Here is a 19,537-nt window from a genome sequence, read left to right on the forward strand (position 1 = left end):
TTTCGACTGAAAAGAAGTCCGGCGGTGTCCTACTCTCCCACAGGGTCCCCCCTGCAGTACCATCGGCGCTGAGAGGCTTAGCTTCCGGGTTCGGAATGTAACCGGGCGTTTCCCTCTCGCTATGGCCGCCGAAACACTATTGATGTTTCACAAACCAACAACGACATGATCATTGTTGAGTTCCCGACCGTACATCGAGAACCACTCAGTGGACGCAAGCACCAAAAACAGGTGTGTTATCAAGTCATCGGCTTATTAGTACCGGTCAGCTTCACGTATTACTACGCTTCCACATCCGGCCTATCAACCCAGTAGTCTGGCTGGGAGCCTCTCACCATAAAGGTATGGAAGTCTCATCTTGAGGCCGGCTTCCCGCTTAGATGCTTTCAGCGGTTATCCATCCCGAACGTAGCTAATCAGCGGTGCTCCTGGCGGAACAACTGACACACCAGAGGTTCGTCCAACCCGGTCCTCTCGTACTAGGGTCAGATCCTCTCAAACTTCCTACGCGCGCAGCGGATAGGGACCGAACTGTCTCACGACGTTCTAAACCCAGCTCGCGTACCGCTTTAATGGGCGAACAGCCCAACCCTTGGGACCTACTCCAGCCCCAGGATGCGACGAGCCGACATCGAGGTGCCAAACCATGCCGTCGATATGGACTCTTGGGCAAGATCAGCCTGTTATCCCCGAGGTACCTTTTATCCGTTGAGCGACAGCGCTTCCACAAGCCACTGCCGGATCACTAGTCCCGACTTTCGTCCCTGCTCGACCTGTCAGTCTCACAGTCAAGCTCCCTTGTGCACTTACACTCGCCACCTGATTGCCAACCAGGTTGAGGGAACCTTTGGGCGCCTCCGTTACATTTTGGGAGGCAACCGCCCCAGTTAAACTACCCACCAGGCACTGTCCCTGAACCGGATCACGGTCCTAAGTTAGATATCCAGAGTGACCAGAGTGGTATTTCAACAATGACTCCACACTCACTGGCGTGAATGCTTCACCGTCTCCCACCTATCCTACACAAGCCACACCGAACACCAATACCAAGCTGTAGTAAAGGTCACGGGGTCTTTCCGTCCTGCTGCGCGTAACGAGCATCTTTACTCGTAATGCAATTTCGCCGAGTTCGCGGTTGAGACAGTTGGGAAGTCGTTACGCCATTCGTGCAGGTCGGAACTTACCCGACAAGGAATTTCGCTACCTTAGGATGGTTATAGTTACCACCGCCGTTTACTGGGGCTTAAATTCTCAGCTTCGCCTTACGGCTAACCGGTCCTCTTAACCTTCCAGCACCGGGCAGGCGTCAGTCCGTATACATCGTCTTGCGACTTGGCACGGACCTGTGTTTTTAGTAAACAGTCGCTACCCACTAGTCTCTGCGGCCACCACACCCTTTCGGAGCAAGTCCTAATAAGTGGATGGCCCCCCTTCTCCCGAAGTTACGGGGGCATTTTGCCGAGTTCCTTAACCACGATTCTCTCGATCTCCTTGGTATTCTCTACCTGACCACCTGAGTCGGTTTGGGGTACGGGCGGCTAGAACCTCGCGTCGATGCTTTTCTTGGCAGCATAGGATCACCCACTTTTTATCCGCATCGTGTCTCAGCCTCATGACTCCCGGATTTGCCTAAGAGTCGGCCTACGCACTTGCACCAGGACTACCATCGCCTGGCTTGGGCTACCTTCCTGCGTCACACCTGTTAATACGCTAGCCGCACCAGCATGGGGTCGAGCGTTCACACACACCCGCCTCACCCCGAAGGGATCCGCTAAAGCGTGAGCTAGGACTCTTAGCACCACTGGATTGACTGGGGCGGTTCTTCGCCGGTACGGGAATATCAACCCGTTGTCCATCGACTACGCCTGTCGGCCTCGCCTTAGGTCCCGACTTACCCAGGGAAGATTAGCTTGACCCTGGAACCCTTGGTCTTTCGGAGGACGTGTTTCTCACACGTCTTTCGCTACTCATGCCTGCATTCTCACTCGTGTAGCGTCCACGGCTGGGTCACCCCGCCGCTTCACTCGCCACACGACGCTCTCCTACCCATCAACACGGCTGGACCACGAAGGCCTACCAAAAATGTCAATGCCACAACTTCGGTGGCGTGCTTGAGCCCCGTTACATTGTCGGCGCGGAATCACTTGACCAGTGAGCTATTACGCACTCTTTCAAGGGTGGCTGCTTCTAAGCCAACCTCCTGGTTGTCAAAGCAACTCCACATCCTTTCCCACTTAGCACGCGCTTAGGGACCTTAGTTGGTGGTCTGGGTTGTTTCCCTCTCGACTATGAAGCTTATCCCCCACAGTCTCACTGCTGCGCTCTCACTTACCGGCATTCGGAGTTTGGCTGACGTCAGTAACCTTGTAGGGCCCATCGGCCATCCAGTAGCTCTACCTCCGGCAAGAAACACGCAACGCTGCACCTAAATGCATTTCGGAGAGAACCAGCTATCACGAAGTTTGATTGGCCTTTCACCCCTATCCACAGCTCATCCCCTCAGTTTTCAACCTAAGTGGGTTCGGTCCTCCACGACGTCTTACCGTCGCTTCAACCTGGCCATGGATAGATCACTTCGCTTCGGGTCTAGGACACGCGACTGAATCGCCCTATTCAGACTCGCTTTCGCTACGGCTACCCCACTCGGGTTAACCTCGCCACGTATCGCTAACTCGCAGGCTCATTCTTCAAAAGGCACGCTGTCACCCCTACTAAGGAGGCTCCAACGGTTTGTAAGCAAACGGTTTCAGGTACTATTTCACTCCCCTCCCGGGGTACTTTTCACCTTTCCCTCACGGTACTTGTCCGCTATCGGTCATCTGGGAGTATTTAGGCTTATCAGGTGGTCCTGACAGATTCACACGGGATTTCTCGGGCCCCGTGCTACTTGGGATACTTCTCACGCCAAGAACAGGCATTTCGACTACGGGGTTCGCACCCTCTATGACCGGCCATTCAAAACCGTTCGTCTATACCCTCTTGTCACGTCGATCATTCGGCAGAACAATCAGAAAAGTCCCGCAACCCCCAACATGCAACGCCTGCCGGCTATCACACACGCTAGGTTTAGCCTCTTCCGGTTTCGCTCGCCACTACTTACGGAATCGCTTTTGCTTTCTCTTCCTGTGGGTACTGAGATGTTTCACTTCCCCACGTTCCCTCTACCCGCCCTATATATTCAGGCGGGAGTCACCAGGTACGCACGCGCCCTGGCGGGGTTTCCCCATTCGGACATCCTCGGATCAAAACTCGCTTATCAGTTCCCCGAGGCTTATCGCAGATTGCTACGTCCTTCTTCGGCTCCAGATGCCAAGGCATCCACCGTTTGCTCTTAAAGACTTGAAATCACATGAGTTGAATCGTCAAAAAATTGACTAATGATCTTTAAGATCATCTTCACGACACAACCAAAAAGTCATGTCGAAGATGCTCGCGTCCACTGTGTAGTTCTCAAAGTACGGGCGGTACCCACCCCACACGCCACAACCGTGACAGCAGGGAAGGCCCACGAGGAACAGCCACCAACCACACCAGCCTTCCGACTAGCGCAACCAGCGCCCGGCCCCTCAGGACCCAACAGCGTGCATGTACCCACCCCTCCAACCCGAACCGTTCCCACAGCAAGCTGCGTACTAGACCCGAACCATCGGCATGAGCACCCCATCAAATGTTCCACCCATGAGCTACCAGCAACACACATTCGGTGTTGAACTGGCGCCTGGACACCCACGATTCGAAAACCCCGGATGCCAGATGCTCCTTAGAAAGGAGGTGATCCAGCCGCACCTTCCGGTACGGCTACCTTGTTACGACTTAGTCCTAATTACCGATCCCACCTTCGACGGCTCCCTCCACAAGGGTTAGGCCACCGGCTTCAGGTGTTACCGACTTTCATGACTTGACGGGCGGTGTGTACAAGACCCGGGAACGTATTCACCGCAGCGTTGCTGATCTGCGATTACTAGCGACTCCGACTTCATGAGGTCGAGTTGCAGACCTCAATCCGAACTGGGACCGGCTTTTTGGGATTCGCTCCACCTCACGGTATTGCAGCCCTTTGTACCGGCCATTGTAGCATGCGTGAAGCCCAAGACATAAGGGGCATGATGATTTGACGTCATCCCCACCTTCCTCCGAGTTGACCCCGGCAGTATCCCATGAGTTCCCACCATTACGTGCTGGCAACATAGAACGAGGGTTGCGCTCGTTGCGGGACTTAACCCAACATCTCACGACACGAGCTGACGACAACCATGCACCACCTGTTTACGAGTGTCCAAAGAGTTGACCATTTCTGGCCCGTTCTCGTATATGTCAAGCCTTGGTAAGGTTCTTCGCGTTGCATCGAATTAATCCGCATGCTCCGCCGCTTGTGCGGGTCCCCGTCAATTCCTTTGAGTTTTAGCCTTGCGGCCGTACTCCCCAGGCGGGGAACTTAATGCGTTAGCTGCGTCACGGAAACCGTGGAATGGTCCCCACAACTAGTTCCCAACGTTTACGGGGTGGACTACCAGGGTATCTAAGCCTGTTTGCTCCCCACCCTTTCGCTCCTCAGCGTCAGTTACGGCCCAGAGATCTGCCTTCGCCATCGGTGTTCCTCCTGATATCTGCGCATTCCACCGCTACACCAGGAATTCCAATCTCCCCTACCGCACTCTAGTCTGCCCGTACCCACTGCAGGCCCGAGGTTGAGCCTCGGGATTTCACAGCAGACGCGACAAACCGCCTACGAGCTCTTTACGCCCAATAATTCCGGATAACGCTTGCGCCCTACGTATTACCGCGGCTGCTGGCACGTAGTTAGCCGGCGCTTTTTCTGCAGGTACCGTCACTTACGCTTCTTCCCTGCTAAAAGAGGTTTACAACCCGAAGGCCGTCATCCCTCACGCGGCGTTGCTGCATCAGGCTTCCGCCCATTGTGCAATATTCCCCACTGCTGCCTCCCGTAGGAGTCTGGGCCGTGTCTCAGTCCCAGTGTGGCCGGTCACCCTCTCAGGCCGGCTACCCGTCGACGCCTTGGTGAGCCATTACCTCACCAACAAGCTGATAGGCCGCGAGCCCATCCCAGACCGAAAAATCTTTCCAAACACGACCATGCGATCACGTCTCATATCCAGTATTAGACGCCGTTTCCAGCGCTTATCCCAGAGTCCAGGGCAGGTTGCTCACGTGTTACTCACCCGTTCGCCACTGATCCACCAAGCAAGCTTGGCTTCACCGTTCGACTTGCATGTGTTAAGCACGCCGCCAGCGTTCATCCTGAGCCAGGATCAAACTCTCCGTAAAAAAGAAATGCATACAACCACCGGGAAAACGACAGTCATAGCGAGTTTGAAACTGACCAAAGAGAAAACATCAAAACTGACGAATTCATATGCCAACCCCCGGAAGGGCTGGTCTTTGATCCAAAGGAATTTCTCGCAATCCAACAAAAGTCAGACCGACGAGGAATAAATTGGCATTTGACAAGTGCACGCTGTTGAGTTCTCAAGGAACGGACGCACCCACAGAAACAGTCTCCCGACCTACCCGTGAGGCAATTCACTACCTATTCGATCATTCAAACCTTAAGGTACTCACCGTGGGACCTATAAAAGATCAACGTCGTGAAACCCGGTCGAAGACCAGAACCAAAACCCTACACCGAAACGATGAGGTTCTGGACAGTCCGCCACTTGAGACGAAGCGGGGCCTTCCGGCCTCTCCGCTCTCCCCTGTGGGGCGAACAGGTAAAACACTACGTCGGGAGTTCGGATCGGTCGAATCGAGGCCTCCGCCCGGGCGTGTCGCCACCCCTCGCCCCGAGAATGACACGGTCCTACGACGGAGCCCGGCCGACGAACAGTCGGCCGGGCTCCTGCCTCGATCATCCGCGAGGCGGGCGACGCTCAGGCGTTCGCGGTCTCCGCGTTCTCGTCTACCGGCAGCGGCCACAGCGCATCGAGCAACTGGCGCACCCACGCGATGAGGTTCGCGTCGTCGGCATCCTGTGGAAGCGGCACCACCATGGCATCTCCATTGGCGACGAGTTTTGCTTTGGGGTACAGCCGCTGCAGTCGCACGCGCATGGAATCGGGCAGGTTGGCCGGGGCGACGCGCAGATTGGACCCCATAGCGACGACATCGGCCAAGCCCGCCTGTGCCGCACGACGACGCAGGCGCGCGACCGCGATGAGACCTTCGACCTCCGCAGGAGGCTCCCCATACCGGTCGCGGAGTTCGTCGACCACGAGGTCGATCGCGTCGGCCTTCGCGGTACCTGACGCCGCAGCCGACAGCTTCTGGTACGCCTCGAGACGCAGCCGCTCGCTGTCGATGTAGAACTCGGGCAGGCGTGCGTCCACGGGGAGCTCGAGCCGCAGCTCGGTGGGTCCGTCGACGTCCTCACCTCGGAACGTCGACACCGCTTCGCCGATCATCCGCAGATACAGGTCGAAACCGACGCCGGCGATATGCCCGGCCTGTTCGGCACCGAGGAGATTGCCGGCACCGCGGAGCTCGAGGTCTTTCAGAGCCACTTGCATGCCGGAACCCAGGTCGTTGTTGACGGCGATGGTCTCGAGGCGGTCGGCCGCGGTCTCGGAGAGGGGCTTCATCTCGTCGTAGAGGAAGTACGCGTATGCGCGGTCACGACCGCGGCCCACTCGACCGCGGAGCTGATGCAGTTGCGAGAGCCCGTACTTGTCGGCGCGATCGATGATGATCGTGTTGGCGTTCGAGATGTCGAGGCCGGTCTCGATGATCGTGGTCGATACGAGCACGTCGGCACGACGTTCCCAGAAGTCATCGACGACCTGTTCGAGCGCGTGCTCCCCCATCTGCCCGTGGGCGACGACGATGCGCGCCTCGGGGACCAGTTCGGCGAGGTGCGCAGCGACCCGCTGAATCGAGGACACCCGGTTGTGCACGTAGAAGATCTGGCCCTCTCGCAGCAGTTCGCGCCGGATGGCCGCCGCGATCTGCTTGTCGTTGCGGGGTCCGACGTACGACAGAATCGGGTGCCGGTCCTCCGGCGGAGTCGCGAGCGTCGACATCTCACGAATACCGGTGACCGCCATCTCGAGCGTGCGCGGGATGGGTGTGGCGCTCATCGCGAGGATGTCGACGTTGGTCTTGAGCTTCTTCAGCTGGTCCTTGTGTTCGACGCCGAAGCGCTGCTCTTCATCGATGATCATGAGACCGAGGTCCTTGAAGATCACCTTCTCGGTGAGGATGCGGTGGGTCCCGATGACCATGTCGACGGTGCCGTCGGTGAGGCCGGCGAGGGTGGCCTTGACGTCTTTGTCGGTCTGGAAACGCGACAGTGGCCGCACGGTGACGGGGAACCCGGCGAAACGCTCGGCGAAGGTCTCGAGATGCTGCTTGACCAACAGCGTTGTCGGCACGAGCATGGCGACCTGCTTGCCGTCCTGAATGGCCTTGAAGGCCGCGCGGACCGCGACCTCGGTCTTCCCGAAACCGACATCGCCCGAGAGCAGACGATCCATGGGGATGGGTTTCTCCATGTCGGCTTTGATCTCGTCGATCGTCTGAAGCTGGTCGAGAGTCTCGGCGAAGGGGAATGCTTCTTCGAGCTCGCGCTGCCAGGGGGTGTCCGGACCGAAGGCGTAGCCCTTCGACGCCATGCGCGCCGAGTACAGCTTCACCAGCTCGACCGCAATGTCGCGAACGGCCTTGCGGGCGCGCCCCTTGGCGGCAGCCCAATCGCTGCCGCCCATTTTCGACAGAGTGGGCGCCTCGCCGCCGACGTACTTCGACAGCAGATCGAGCTGATCGGTGGGGACGAACAGCTTGTCGCCCGGGTAGCCGCGCTTGGCCGGCGCGTACTCGAGGACGAGGTACTCCTTCGTCGTCTTCACCGCGTGACGGCCACCACTCGACACCTCGCGCTGGGTGAGCTCGAGGAACTTGCCGATTCCGTGCGTCGCGTGCACGACGACGTCGCCGGGCTTGAGCTGCAGAGGGTCGACGACGTTGCGACGGCGGGAAGCGAGCTTCTTCACGCCGCGGTTGTCGCCGCTGACCGAGCGACCGTAGAACTCGGTTTCCGTGATGACCGCGAATTTCGCCTCGGGAAGCTGGAATCCGCGTTCGAGAGGAGCGCACACCACGTGAGCGACACCCGTCTCAGGCGCCAGACGCACGTCGTCGACACGACGCGCCGCGATTCCGCGCTCCGAGAGCACGTCGCGGGCGCGATCGACCATTCCCGGACCGGATGCCGTGACGACGACCGACCATCCGTCGCTGATCAGCGTGCCGACGTGAGCGGTCGCGCCCTCGACATTGCCATGGAAGGAGGGAACGGGATCGGCCTTGATGCGGTGGGTCGAGTCGTCTCGGACGATGAGCCCCTCGTCCTCGGCATCGGCCGCTCCCGAGTCGAAGGCGCTGAGCTGCCACCAGACACCGCCGCGCCCGCTCGCCTTCTCGTGCAGGTCGTCGAGGGTGACGAAATCGCCGGAGCCGAGGTCGACCGGGGTGTCCGCGCCGGCCGTAGCCGCCGACCAGGCAGCCTCGAGGAATTCGCGGTTGGTGTCACCGAGCGTCGTCGCGCGGGCGAGCGAACGCTCGGGGTCGACGAGCGCCACCGCACTGCCGCCGGGGAGGTAGTCGACAAGGGTGATGAGGTCGTCGACCAGCACCGGGATGAGCGACTCCATCCCCTCAGCGGGAATGCCCTCGGCCATCTTCTCGAGCAGTTGACGCAGGCCCGGGTAGCCGTCGCGGAGCTCGGCGGCCCGGGCACGCACCTCGGTCGTGAGCAGCAGCTCGCGGCTGGGAACAAGGATCACAGAGGTGACCTCGCCGGGGAGCGAACGCTGGTCGGCGACGGAGAAGGCGCGGATCTGGTCGACCTCGTCGCCGAAGAACTCGACGCGGTAGGGATGATCGGCCACGGGCGGGAACACGTCGAGGATGCCGCCGCGCACCGCGAACTCGCCGCGGCGCGACACCATATCGACGCGGTGGTACGCGAGCTCGACGAGCCGTGTGATGACGCCCTCGAGTTCGAGTCCACGCCCGCCGACGACGAGCTCGATCGGATCGACATCGCCGAGCCCGGGAGCCAGCGGCTGGAGAGCACTGCGCACCGATGCGGTCACGACAAGGGGGGCGGTGCCGTCCCACGCGGCGATCCGGCGCAGGACGTCGAGGCGTCGGCCGACCGTCTCGGGGCTCGGGCTGAGCCGCTCGTGCGGCAGCGTCTCCCATGCCGGAAAGTGCAGAACCTGTGCGCCGGGGAGGACGGCATCCAGAGCCGGACCGAGAGACTCGGCTCGTCGACCGGTCGGGGCGATGACCAGCACGGCACCGGGGCCACCCGCCGAGCGGCGCCGTTCGACGAGGCCGGCGATGACCGGGGCGTCGAGGCCATCGACGAGGGAGAGAGACAGGTCGGAGGAAGCAGCCGAAGCGGCTTCACGATACGACTCAGCCTGCTCGAGGGCGCGAACGATCCCGGGAACTGTCACTCGGAAGAGTTTACGCGGGGGCTCCGACATTCGGACGGGGTGGACAACACGGCGGGCGATCCGTGTCTCGTAGGCTGGCCGCATGACGTCGCCGAGCGCTCCGAACGGTCCGGTCTTCGCCGCCCCCCACGCGGCGCCGCCGGTCGGGACGCTGCTCACTCCCCCGGAGCCGACGCGCCGCGGTCGACCCCTGGGAACCTGGGCGCTCGCGCTCTCGGTCGTCGCGGCGGTGTTGGCATCCGCCGTCGGAGGATTCGCGGCGTTCCGCTCGGCGCGCGGGGCGGCCCCCGGGCTGGGCACCATGTCGTCGAACGGCTTCGACTGGCGCGTCCTCTCCCCCGTCCGCGATCTGGTGCTGCTGGGCGAGGTCGCTTTCTGGTCGGGAACCGTGATCGGTCTCACGGCGCTCGTGCTCGGTATCGTCGCCATCGTGCGGCGGTCCGGGCGGGGCGCCGGGATCGCCGGGCTCGTCATCGCGGTTCTGGGACCCGCGATCTTCGGCGGGCTCACGCTCATCGCCATCGTGGCAGGGCTGGCGAGCGTCCCCTCCGGCGGTTCGTCGGTCTGATCCCCGGGCGGACTGCTCCTCGCCCCAGTGGGCGACATCGCGCCGAATCGGCGACCGTCCACCCCCGCGATCCCCGGCCAGTCGGTTCCTAGACTTCGGGACAGGGCCTGTTCGCCCATCGAAGACCAGAGGAGCACTCCGTGAGCACGACACCGCCGCCCCCCGAGCCCTACCAGCAGCCCGTCGCGCGCAACGACGCCTACCGCGCCACCCCCGCAGGAGTGCCCGCCCCCGCGGCTCCTGCCTACGTCCCCCCGGCATCTGCGAACCCCAAGGGCGGAAACAAGCTCGGGCTCGGCGCTTTCGTCGTCTCGCTGGTCGGCGTGGTCGGCGGCTCGATCATCGCTCTCATCGCCGGCATGCAGAGCGCGGCCCTCGCGCCCTACGCCGACGCCGGTCAGCGGGTCGACCCGAACGCCCTCCCACCGGAGGTCCAGCAGGCGGCTGCGCTCTTCGGCATCCTGACCGTGGTCGCCTTCGCCGTGTACGCCGTTCTCGGCCTGTGGGGCTTCGTCCAGGGCATCGTCGCGGCGATCAAGAGTCGCGGTCGTGGGTGGGGCATCGGCGCCGTCGTGCTATCTGTGCTCGGCGGCATCGTGGTCGGAATCGCCCTGGCCGCAGGCGCGGCGATCGGCGTCTCGACGTGAGCTGACCCTCGGTGCGAACGGCCACGGTTGCTCGCGACCGGGACCGTTCGCCGTCTCGTGTTGCCCCTGACACCGTGGCAGGGTGTGGACTGTCGTCATGGTCTCGATCGGTGAACTCGCTCGGCAAACGGGTACGACGCCACGCATGCTGCGCCACTGGGAGGCCACCGGCCTTCTGCCTCCCGCAGACGTCGATCCGGCAACCGGACGCCGCTCCTACGACCTCGCGCAGGAAGGACGCGTGCTGACCATCGTCGCCCTCCGTGCCAACGGCTTCGGACTCGAAGAGATCCGCGTCCTGCTCGACTCACGGACGGACCACGCGAAGCTGCGCGCAGTCCTCGATGCGAGGCGATCGACGCTTTCCGCCAGCATCGCCCGCGACAACGCCGCCCTGCGCCGTCTGGACAGCAGGATCGCCTCGCTCGACCGCGGGCACCACGACATCGCGACGACGCTGACGCTGGAAGCGCTCCCCCCGCTCACGGGCCCGGGCCTGCGGACGTCCGTGGCGCACGAGTCGGAGATTCCCGCGGCGGTGCGCGCGGTGCTCGATCGGATGGCCGCACCGGCAGGGGCGGAGGTCGCCCTCGTCTACGACGGGACGACGGACCCCCGGGTGATCGCCGTGACCGCGGTCTGCGAGGCGGCCCGAACAGACGTGGTCACGATCCCGGGAGCGCCCCGCGCGGCGAGCGTCCGACTCGCACAACGGCCCGTCGACCTCGGGGACACCTGGGCCGCTCTCGACGCCGCGCTCCTCCCGCTAGAACTCGCGGCGACCGGACCGTATCGTCACATTCTGCACTCGGAGGGGACGGCCACCACGCTCGCGACCCCGACCACACCGGTCACCGGCTCGGTATGAGCCGTTCGTTCAGGCGCGCGGAGCGTGGAAGCGCTGCTGCGCGGCGACGAGGCCCTCGTCGGCCAACAGCTCCACGGCATCCGCGGCATCCGAGACCAGGATGGGCAGGGTCTGACGCTCGGCGGCACTGAAGGGGTCGAGCACCCAGTCCGCGGGATCTTGCCGGCCGACCGGGCGACCGATTCCGACCCGCACCCGGGGGAAGTCGGGCGTGCCGAGCGCTTTCGCGATGTCACGGACGCCGTTGTGACCACCGTGACCGCCGCCGGTCTTGAGCTTGATGGTGTCGTAGGGGATATCGAGCTCGTCGTGCACGACGACGATCCGCTCGGGACCGATGTCGTAGAACCGGGCGAGGCCGGCGGCCGGGCCGCCGGAGACGTTCATGAAACTGTTGGGCTTGGCCAGCACGAGCTTCGCCGCTCCCGGCCGCAGCCAGGTCTCGACCACGCGCGCGTTGGCCTTGTGCGCGCGGAACGCTTCGCGGCGACGGGCGGCGAGTTCATCGATGACCATCTGACCGATGTTGTGCCTCGTCGCCTCGTAGCGCGGGCCGGGGTTGCCGAGACCCACGATGAGCCAGGTGTCTGCCATGGCATCCATCCTTCCGGGTCCGGGTGGGGACCGTACGCGACGACGCGGTGCGCCGCGCGGGGAAACGAACGAGGGGACGCGAATCCGCGCCCCCTCGTCGTCGTCGGACCGGTGAACGGCCCTCGGGAATTACTTGTCGTCGCCCTGTTCGGCCGTCTCGGCCTCTTCGGACTGCTCCCCGGCGACCTCGGCGTCGGCCTCGGCGATCTCTTCGTCGGCGGCGATCGTGTCGAGCGGGATCGAGACACCCACGATGAGGGTCTCGGGCTCGGTGACGAGGGTCGCGCCCTGGGGCAGCTTCAGGTCGGCGGCGGTGATCTGGGTGCCGTCCTCGGCGCCCTCGACATCGACCTCGACGTTCTGCGGGATGTGAGTGGCCTCGACCTCGAGCGAGACCGACGTGGCGTCGAGCATGGCGATGGTGCCCGAGAAGGGCTCGCCGGTGATGACGACGGGAACGTCGACCTGGACCTTCTCGCCCTTGTTCACCACGATGAGGTCGATGTGCTCGATGATCTGGCGCACGGGGTCCTTCTGGACATCCTTGACGAGGACGAGCTGGCTCTTGCCCGCGATGTCGAGGTCGAGCAGCGCGTTGGCGCGACGGATCAGCAGCGCGGTCTGGTGACCGGGCAGCGCGACGTGCTGGGGCTCGGTGCCGTGACCGTAGATGACGGCGGGGATCTTGCCCGCGGCGCGGAGGCGACGGGCGAAGCCCTTGCCGAAGTTCTCGCGCAGTTCTACGACGACCTTGTTGTCTTCCGACATGATGTTCTCCTCGCGGGCTCGTGTCCCGCAGCTTGTGAGCGGACAAGGTCCGCACCTGTGTGGTCTGGATTCGACTCGAACGCGAGCGCGTGAGGAAAGCCGGGAGCCTGCATCACTGCGTCGATCACGGATGCCCAGCGCGCCGTACGGCGTACGAGGTGGCATCCCTCGCCGAAGTTCCCCGGAAGTCTACCAGCGCGCGGGGCCGCACCACGACCCCGCCGCCGGGGCGCGCGCAGGACCGCCCGCGGAGCGACGGTAGGATCGAACGGCCACAACCCACCCGGAGGATCATCATGGACAGCGGCTTCTTCTCTCACGTCGTGCTCTGGGTCATCGGCGGCATCGCCGCATTCGGCCTGCTCGGCACCGTCGGCGCCCTGTTCTCGATGGGCCGCACCACGAACTACAAGAAGCACTGACGCCCGGAACCGCGGCTTGCCCCCGGCGGAGCCGCTCCGCGGTCGCCGGGCTGTGCCGACCCTTATGCGGACCGGTTCGTGAGGACGAGCTCGATCGTCGTCACCCCGCCTCCGGGGAGCGTGACGGGTCGTTCAGTTGTTTCCGCCGAACGAGAGCACGACCTTCGACGATCGCGACGCGTCCACCGCCGTCGCGAAGGCGTCGAGGGCGTGAGCGACGGGCGTCACGTGCGTCACGATGCCTTCCACGGCGAGTGACCCGTCGGCAAGCGCCGCCAGCACCTCGCCGAACTCGCCGCCGAAACGGAACGACCCGGTCAGCGTCAGCTCCCGTGTGATCGCCGTCGCGATCGGCGCCGCTACCGTGCCCGCCGCTTGAAGCCCGAGCAGAACGACCGTCCCGCCGCGCCGCGCCGCCGCGACCGCCGCAGCGAGTCCGGGGACGGTGCCGCTCGACTCGATCACGACGTCGGCGTGCAGGGCCTCGATCGCCGCCGCGTCGCGCGCGTCGAGGGTACGCGCCCCACGAGCCGCTGCCAGACCGCGCGGAAGCTCGTGCAGATCAGTGGCGATGACCTCGCCGGCACCGTGGTGGCGAGCCGCGGCCACGGCGAGCAGGCCGATGGGACCCGACCCGATGACCGCGACGCGTCGGCCCGCGACCGTTCCGGCGCGTTCGACGGCGTGCCACGCGACCGCCGCGGGCTCCGCAAGCACGGCCGTGGCGAGATCGAGCCCCGCCGGCAGAGGGAAGAGCATGCGCGTGGGGAGCGCGACACGCTCGGCGAACCCGCCCTGCCCTGCGTGTGCGGGAGGTGCATGGCCGAGCCCAGGTAGGTCGAGGCCGGCGCGAGGTTCGGGCGCTCCCGCGGCCACGGCGTCGCGCCGTCGTCGCGGGGAGTCAGCGGGTGCACGGCCACCGGCGTGCCCTCGGCGGGCCCGCTTCCGTCGGCAGCGGCGCGCACCACCACCCCCGACAGCTCATGGCCCAGGACGAGCGGCTCCCGCAGGATCGATGCTCCCGCAGCCCCGTGTCGCCAGTAGTGGAGGTCGGAGCCGCAGACACCCCCGAATGAGACGGCGACGACGGCCTCATCGGCATCCGGGGTCGGCTCACCGATGTCGTCGATGCGGAGGTCGTCGGCGGCGTGGGCCACCACGGCGAGATTCGTCACGGTTCTCCTCAGAAAGTTGCGGTGCGAAGGCGCACATCGGCGACGACGACGTCGACCCGCGCACCCGGGTGGATCGGTGCGGCGGAGAACGGTGCCCCCATCATGATGACGTCGCCCGGGCCGAGGACGTTCCACCCGGCGACGTAGGCCAGGCAGTCCCTCAGCGAGACCGGCAGACGCGCGGCGGAGGTCTGCCGGACCGGCTCGTCGTCGACGATGAGCGCCAGAGCCAGATCGGCATCGAGCGACAACCCGGTGTCGATCCACGGCCCGAGCGGTGTGTAGCCCGCGCCCGCCTTGGACTCGAAGTTGCGCGGATCGAGGACCGACCGGTCGGGGCTCGACAGGTCGTTGACGGCAGTCATGCCGAGCACGTACTCGTGGGCGTTCGCCGCCGTCAACCCGGTGGTGTCGCGACCGATAACGACGGCGATCTCGGCTTCGGCGACCGTGGTGCCCGCGTCGCGCCGGAGCGCCACCGACGCGTCCGACCCGGTGACGGTGCGCGGACTCTTCAGCCATGCCTGCACGGGAGCGGCATGATCGGGGCCATTCTGCGCGATGCCGACGACCACGATCGGCTCGCACGGAGCCAACAGACGTCCCGCGACCGGGTCGCCCTCGTCGGCGGGGCGGCGGCCGTCCGCGAACGCTGCGTACGGATCAGTGATCGGGATCCACGACCCGTCGTCGGCGAGACGGACCGTGCGCACCCCGGCGGGGGTCTCGACGCGAGCGATGCGCATCAGACCACCGCCGTCATGCCGCCGTCGACGAAGATCGTCTGGCCGTTGACGAAGTCGCTCGCCGAGCTCGAGAGGAACACCAGCGCCCCCACCAGGTCGCCGGTGTTCCCCCACCGCCCCGCGGGCGTGCGCGAGCGCACCCACGCGGAGAACTTCTCGTCGTCGACGAGTGCCCGGGTCAGCTCCGTGGCGAAGTACCCGGGTGCGATGGCGTTGGCCTGAATGCCGTGCGGCGCGAGATCGGCGCACAGGCCCTTCGTGAGCATCGTGATCGCTCCCTTCGTCGCGCCGTACGCCGCGATGGAAGGGCGGGCCAGCTGCGACTGGACGCTACCGATCTGCACGAGCTTGCCCGATCCGCGCGAGATCATGCCGCCGGCCACACGTCGGGAGACGTAGAACGCGCTCGAGAGGTTCGTGCGCACCAGGTCGTCCCAGTCGGTGTCGGCGAACTCCGCGATCGGCGCGCGCCGCTGGATGCCGGCGTTGTTCACGACGATGTCGGGCACGCCGTAGCGATGCTCGATGAGAGAGACGCCCTCGTCGACAGCGCCGGACTCCCCCACATCGAAGGTCACCGCGTGAGCGGCCACCCCGGTCGACGCGGAGATCTCCTCCGCCGCGCGTCCGGCGGTCTCGGCATCCCGTCCGTGCACGAGCGTCGTGGCCCCCGCCTCGGCGAGGCCCTGCGCGAGGGCCCGGCCGATGCCGCGGCTGGAACCGGTGACCAGGGCCAGCCGCCCGGTCAGGTCGAACGCGGCCGTCATCGGATCGTCCGCACGGTGACGGTCGTGGCGTCCACGCCCTCGCCGGCCTCTTCGCGAGACACCTTGATCGCGTCGTCGGTGCGCGTGAGGTCGCGGCGCAGCGTCTCGGGGACGAGGAAGGTGGATGCCGTGGTGATCAGGGCGAGCGTGGCCATGTAGATCGCCAGCAGCAGCCAGTTTGCGCCGCTGACGGCGATGATGTAGGCGCCCAGCACACCCGCGAGGCCACCGGCGAGCACCGCCGAGATCTCTCGCGCCATCGCGACGCCGAGGTAACGGTGGCGGTTGCCGAACAGCTCAGGGAGCATCGCGCACTGGGGTCCGAGCATGGAGTTGACGGCGACGCCGATACCGATCGCGACGACGGCGATCGTGATCGGGTAGCTCCCGAGCGAGATCAGCCACCAGGCGGGGAAGGTGAACAGCAGCATGAACACCGCGCCCGCGCGGTACACCGTGCGACGACCCATCCGGTCGGACAAGGCGCCCGTCAGCGGCACCGAGAAGATGCCGATCAGCGAGCCGAGGGTGACCCCCCAGGTGAGGAGGCTGCGGTCGGCCTGTCCCCCCACCGACGCGACGAAAAAGGTCAGCGCGAGGGTGTTGAACATGTAGGAGCCGCCGTTCTCGGCCATGCGGAGCCCGATACCGACGATGACTCCGGGCAGACCGCGCGTGAAGATGTCGCGCACGGGCCGCTCGGCAATCTGCTCGCTCTTCTCGAGCTCGATGAAGGTCGGCGTCTCGCGCAGGCGCATGCGGATGAACAGCGCGAGGAGGATCAGCACGAACGAGGCGAGGAATGGCACGCGCCAGCCCCAGCTGAGCAGCTGGTCTTCGGGCAGCAGCGAGATGAGGCTGAACACGACGGCCGCGAGCAGCGTTCCGGCCTGGATGCCGATGAAGGGCAGGGCCGAGAAGAATCCGCGGCGCTTGACGGGGGCGTATTCGGCCATGAGGACCGTGGCCCCCGCCTGCTCGGCGCCGGCGCCGAAGCCCTGGAGCAGTCGCATGACCACGAGCAGGATCGGAGCGAGGATGCCGACGGCCTCGTACGTGGGCAGGAGGCCGATGGCGGTGGACGCCCCGCCCATCAGCACGATCGTGATGACGAGGACCCACTTACGGCCGAGCTTGTCGCCGAGCACGCCGAAGAAGAGTCCGCCGAAGGGACGTGCCAGGAAGCCGACGCCGTAGGTCGCGAAAGCGGCGACCGTGGCCAGGGCCGGGTTGTCTTGCGAGAAGAACAGGACGTTGAAGATCAGCGCCGTCGACAGCCCGTAGAGCGCGAAGTCGAAGTACTCGAGCGCGCTGCCGATGCTGGAGGCGAGGGTCGCCCTCCGCAGATTGGCGGCGTACTCGGGGTCGTCCTGCGGCACGGGCGGTGCGGTGGGTGCAGTGGTCACGGCCATCTCCTTTGATCGGCTGGGGTCTCCCGACACCGGGACTGTATCAACCCTCTGAACTGAGTTCAATATGTTGAACACAATTCGTTGAGCCCGTTTCCACTCCATCGATCGGGAGGCGCGACGAATACCCCTCCACGGAGGGGCGAGACGAGCGCACTCAGGGGCGCGGTGCCGCGCTGAACGGATTCGTCAGCGCCGACGCGGCCCCGCGCAACGCCTCTCCGACGCGCGTGATGCGCTCGGGCGTGGCATCCAGAACGGGGATGCCGACACCCAGGGCCAACTGCGGATCGCCCGGCGCCCACCCCTCGAGGGGCACGGCCACCCCGACGATCCCCCGGAACGACTCCTCCTCGTCGATGGCCCATCCGCGCTCGCGAGCGACCGCCAGCTTCACGAGGATGCCCTCGACATCGACCGTGCTGTGCGCCGTCAGCGCGGGCAGCGGGCCTCGACGCGCGAGCAGATCCCGCACGGTGGCGTCGTCGCGCGTCATGAGCAGCGCGCGCCCCGTCGCCGACAGGGCGGCGGGAAGTCGGGAGCCCAGCGGCGTGCCCAGACGCACCGAGCGCGAGCCCTCGTACCGGGCGAGGTAGAGCGAGTCGGCGTCATCGAGCACCGCCACCTGCACGAGCTCGCGCACTAGCACGGGCGACGACTCGCAGACGGCGTAGAACTCGCGCACCTGGTTGAACTGCGCCGCGAAAGCTCCGCCGAGCTCGGCGGTGCGGATGCCGAGGCGATAGCCGAGCGGGACTCGTTCGATCATGCGCTCCGCCTCGAGCGAGAGGCACAGGTTGGCGGTCGACGACTTCGCCAGCCCCAGCCCCGATGCCAGCTCGGTCAGGGTGAGCGCACGCTCGGCCTCGGCCAGAAGCCCGAGCAGGCGAATACTGCGTCCCACCGCCGGGGCGGGATCCCGTGCGAGCCGGCCGTCGTCGTCGGTCATGCCGGCTCCCCTCGATGGTCTCGATCAGTAGAACTCGACCGTATCGACAACCGCGCGCAACGGCTGTCCATCGATCAGGCGCGTGGCGTTCTCGGCGAAGCGACGGGCGATCCTCTCCTCTTCCCTGCTGCTCAGCGCGGCCGTGTGCGGGCTCACGAGAACGCGCGGGTGCCCCCACAGCGGCGAGTCGACGGGCAGCGGCTCGACCTCGAACACGTCGAGCGCCGCGAAACCGACCCGGCCATCGTCGAGGGCCGCGAGCAGAGCGCTCTCGTCGATGACGCTGCCGCGCCCGACGCTGGCGAGGACGACCCCCGGACGGACGGCGGCGAACATGTCCGCACCGATGAGGTGGTGCGTCTGATCGGTCCCGGGGAGCGTCACGACGATGGCATCCACCTGCCCGACGGCCTCGGCGAGATCGTCGAGCGGTACGAGGCGGTCGACCCCCTCGACGGGCGTGCCCGAGCGGGTCGTGCCCCACACCTCGGCGCCCAGAGCGTGGAAGCGGCGAGCGCATTCGGCACCGATGCCGCCGAGCCCCACGACGAGCACGGTCATCTCGTCGATCTGGCGCATCTCCCAGCGATCGGACCAGACGCGCGCATCCTGGTCTGCCCGCAGGCGCGGCAGGCCCTTGGCCCCCGCGAGCACTCCGAACACCGCGAACTCCGCGAGCGGCCCGCCGTGCACGCCCGCACTCGTGGTGAACACGATGCGCTCGAGAGCCGTGTCGTCGAGGGCTGCCGCCTTCACCTGCCCGCCGCCACCGGCTGCCGTCGTCATGACCCACCGCAGCCCCGGGTTGGCGGCGACCGTGCGCGAGAGCGCGGCCGGTTCGACGTCGGGAATGCCGAAAAGCGCCTCGGCGGAGTCGACCATCGCCTCGAAGGCGCGCTGCTCGGTGTCGGTGCGCACGTGGGCCGGGTCACCCGACCAGTCGGCGGGGCCGCGCATGGGGCGCGTGAGAGCGGCATCGCGCACCAGCTCGAGCCGCGGCTCCAGCCGCTCGATGAGCCGGCAGTGCTCCTCCGACAGCGGAACGGCGACCACCGCGCGTAGGCTCTTGTGCGTCGACATCTTCGTCCATCCCTTCGCCGCGATCGCGGGCACCGCGAGCCGCTCGACACCTCGGTATACGTTCACCA

General features: G+C 65.3%; 13 protein-coding genes, 3 rRNA genes and 1 pseudogene. 4 read left to right on the forward strand and 13 right to left on the reverse strand.

Features of this window, described 5'->3' with window-relative positions:
* Positions 1–16 precede the first annotated feature (16 nt).
* The 4 genes from rrf to mfd form a co-directional block, all read right to left on the reverse strand.
* Positions 17–133, reverse strand: a 5S ribosomal RNA gene (gene rrf / locus QE416_RS15600).
* 102 nt (positions 134–235) lie between these two features.
* Positions 236–3,345, reverse strand: a 23S ribosomal RNA gene (locus QE416_RS15605).
* A gap of 419 nt (positions 3,346–3,764) precedes the next feature.
* Positions 3,765–5,286 (reverse strand): 16S ribosomal RNA (locus QE416_RS15610).
* Together the 16S, 23S and 5S rRNA genes form the textbook arrangement of a ribosomal RNA operon.
* Positions 5,287–5,888: 602 nt before the next feature.
* Complete coding sequence (gene mfd / locus QE416_RS15615; protein ID WP_307317560.1) at positions 5,889–9,476, reverse strand: transcription-repair coupling factor; 3,588 nt, start codon at positions 9,474–9,476, stop codon at positions 5,889–5,891.
* A gap of 82 nt (positions 9,477–9,558) precedes the next feature.
* Here mfd and QE416_RS15620 point away from each other — a divergent pair, with 82 nt between their 5' ends.
* The 3 genes from QE416_RS15620 (at position 9,559) to QE416_RS15630 (ending at position 11,559) form a co-directional block, all read left to right on the forward strand.
* Positions 9,559–10,044, forward strand: a complete 486-nt coding sequence (locus tag QE416_RS15620; protein WP_307317563.1) for a hypothetical protein — start codon at positions 9,559–9,561, stop codon at positions 10,042–10,044.
* A gap of 140 nt (positions 10,045–10,184) precedes the next feature.
* Positions 10,185–10,691 carry a hypothetical protein gene (locus QE416_RS15625; protein ID WP_210074111.1) on the forward strand — a complete coding sequence of 169 codons (507 nt, stop codon included), beginning with the start codon at positions 10,185–10,187 and terminating at the stop codon, positions 10,689–10,691.
* Between the two features lie 97 nt (positions 10,692–10,788).
* Complete coding sequence (locus tag QE416_RS15630; protein WP_307317978.1) at positions 10,789–11,559, forward strand: MerR family transcriptional regulator; 771 nt, start codon at positions 10,789–10,791, stop codon at positions 11,557–11,559.
* A gap of 9 nt (positions 11,560–11,568) precedes the next feature.
* Here QE416_RS15630 and pth read toward each other — a convergent pair whose 3' ends face one another.
* Positions 11,569–12,153, reverse strand: coding sequence for an aminoacyl-tRNA hydrolase (gene pth / locus QE416_RS15635; protein ID WP_267787485.1), 585 nt, complete (start codon positions 12,151–12,153; stop codon positions 11,569–11,571).
* A 129-nt stretch (positions 12,154–12,282) separates the two neighbouring features.
* Positions 12,283–12,921: a 50S ribosomal protein L25/general stress protein Ctc gene (locus QE416_RS15640; protein ID WP_210074105.1), complete on the reverse strand. Its 639-nt coding sequence runs from the start codon at positions 12,919–12,921 to the stop codon at positions 12,283–12,285.
* Positions 12,922–13,217: 296 nt separating this feature from the next.
* Here QE416_RS15640 and QE416_RS15645 point away from each other — a divergent pair, with 296 nt between their 5' ends.
* A complete protein-coding gene (locus QE416_RS15645; RefSeq protein WP_307317569.1) occupies positions 13,218–13,343 on the forward strand; it encodes a hypothetical protein in 126 nt (41 codons plus the stop codon).
* A gap of 132 nt (positions 13,344–13,475) precedes the next feature.
* On the opposite strand, the gene QE416_RS16545 is transcribed toward QE416_RS15645, so the two are convergent.
* The 7 genes and pseudogenes from QE416_RS16545 to QE416_RS15675 form a co-directional block, all read right to left on the reverse strand.
* The gene (locus tag QE416_RS16545; RefSeq protein ID WP_373458866.1) at positions 13,476–14,102 is read right to left on the reverse strand and encodes a zinc-binding dehydrogenase; all 627 of its coding nucleotides are present in this window, start codon (positions 14,100–14,102) and stop codon (positions 13,476–13,478) included.
* A gap of 191 nt (positions 14,103–14,293) precedes the next feature.
* Positions 14,294–14,518, reverse strand: a pseudogene (locus QE416_RS16550) (alcohol dehydrogenase catalytic domain-containing protein); the annotation flags it as partial.
* A gap of 8 nt (positions 14,519–14,526) precedes the next feature.
* The gene (locus tag QE416_RS15655) at positions 14,527–15,264 is read right to left on the reverse strand and encodes a fumarylacetoacetate hydrolase family protein (RefSeq protein ID WP_267787488.1); all 738 of its coding nucleotides are present in this window, start codon (positions 15,262–15,264) and stop codon (positions 14,527–14,529) included.
* Positions 15,264–16,031 carry an SDR family oxidoreductase gene (locus QE416_RS15660; protein ID WP_267787489.1) on the reverse strand — a complete coding sequence of 256 codons (768 nt, stop codon included), beginning with the start codon at positions 16,029–16,031 and terminating at the stop codon, positions 15,264–15,266. Before QE416_RS15660 ends, QE416_RS15655 begins: the two co-directional genes overlap by 1 nt.
* Entirely contained in the window at positions 16,028–17,443 is a 1,416-nt protein-coding gene (locus QE416_RS15665; RefSeq protein WP_307317572.1) for an MFS transporter, read from the reverse strand. The genes QE416_RS15660 and QE416_RS15665 overlap by 4 nt, the downstream gene beginning before the upstream one ends.
* A gap of 154 nt (positions 17,444–17,597) precedes the next feature.
* On the reverse strand, positions 17,598–18,389 hold the full coding sequence (locus QE416_RS15670; protein ID WP_267787490.1) for an IclR family transcriptional regulator: 792 nt from the start codon (positions 18,387–18,389) through the stop codon (positions 17,598–17,600).
* A gap of 24 nt (positions 18,390–18,413) precedes the next feature.
* The gene (locus QE416_RS15675; RefSeq protein WP_307317980.1) at positions 18,414–19,469 is read right to left on the reverse strand and encodes a D-2-hydroxyacid dehydrogenase; all 1,056 of its coding nucleotides are present in this window, start codon (positions 19,467–19,469) and stop codon (positions 18,414–18,416) included.
* Positions 19,470–19,537: the final 68 nt, after the last annotated feature.

It is taken from the genome of Microbacterium sp. SORGH_AS_0421, assembly GCF_030818635.1.
In the GTDB taxonomy this organism is placed as follows: Bacteria; Actinomycetota; Actinomycetes; order Actinomycetales; family Microbacteriaceae; genus Microbacterium.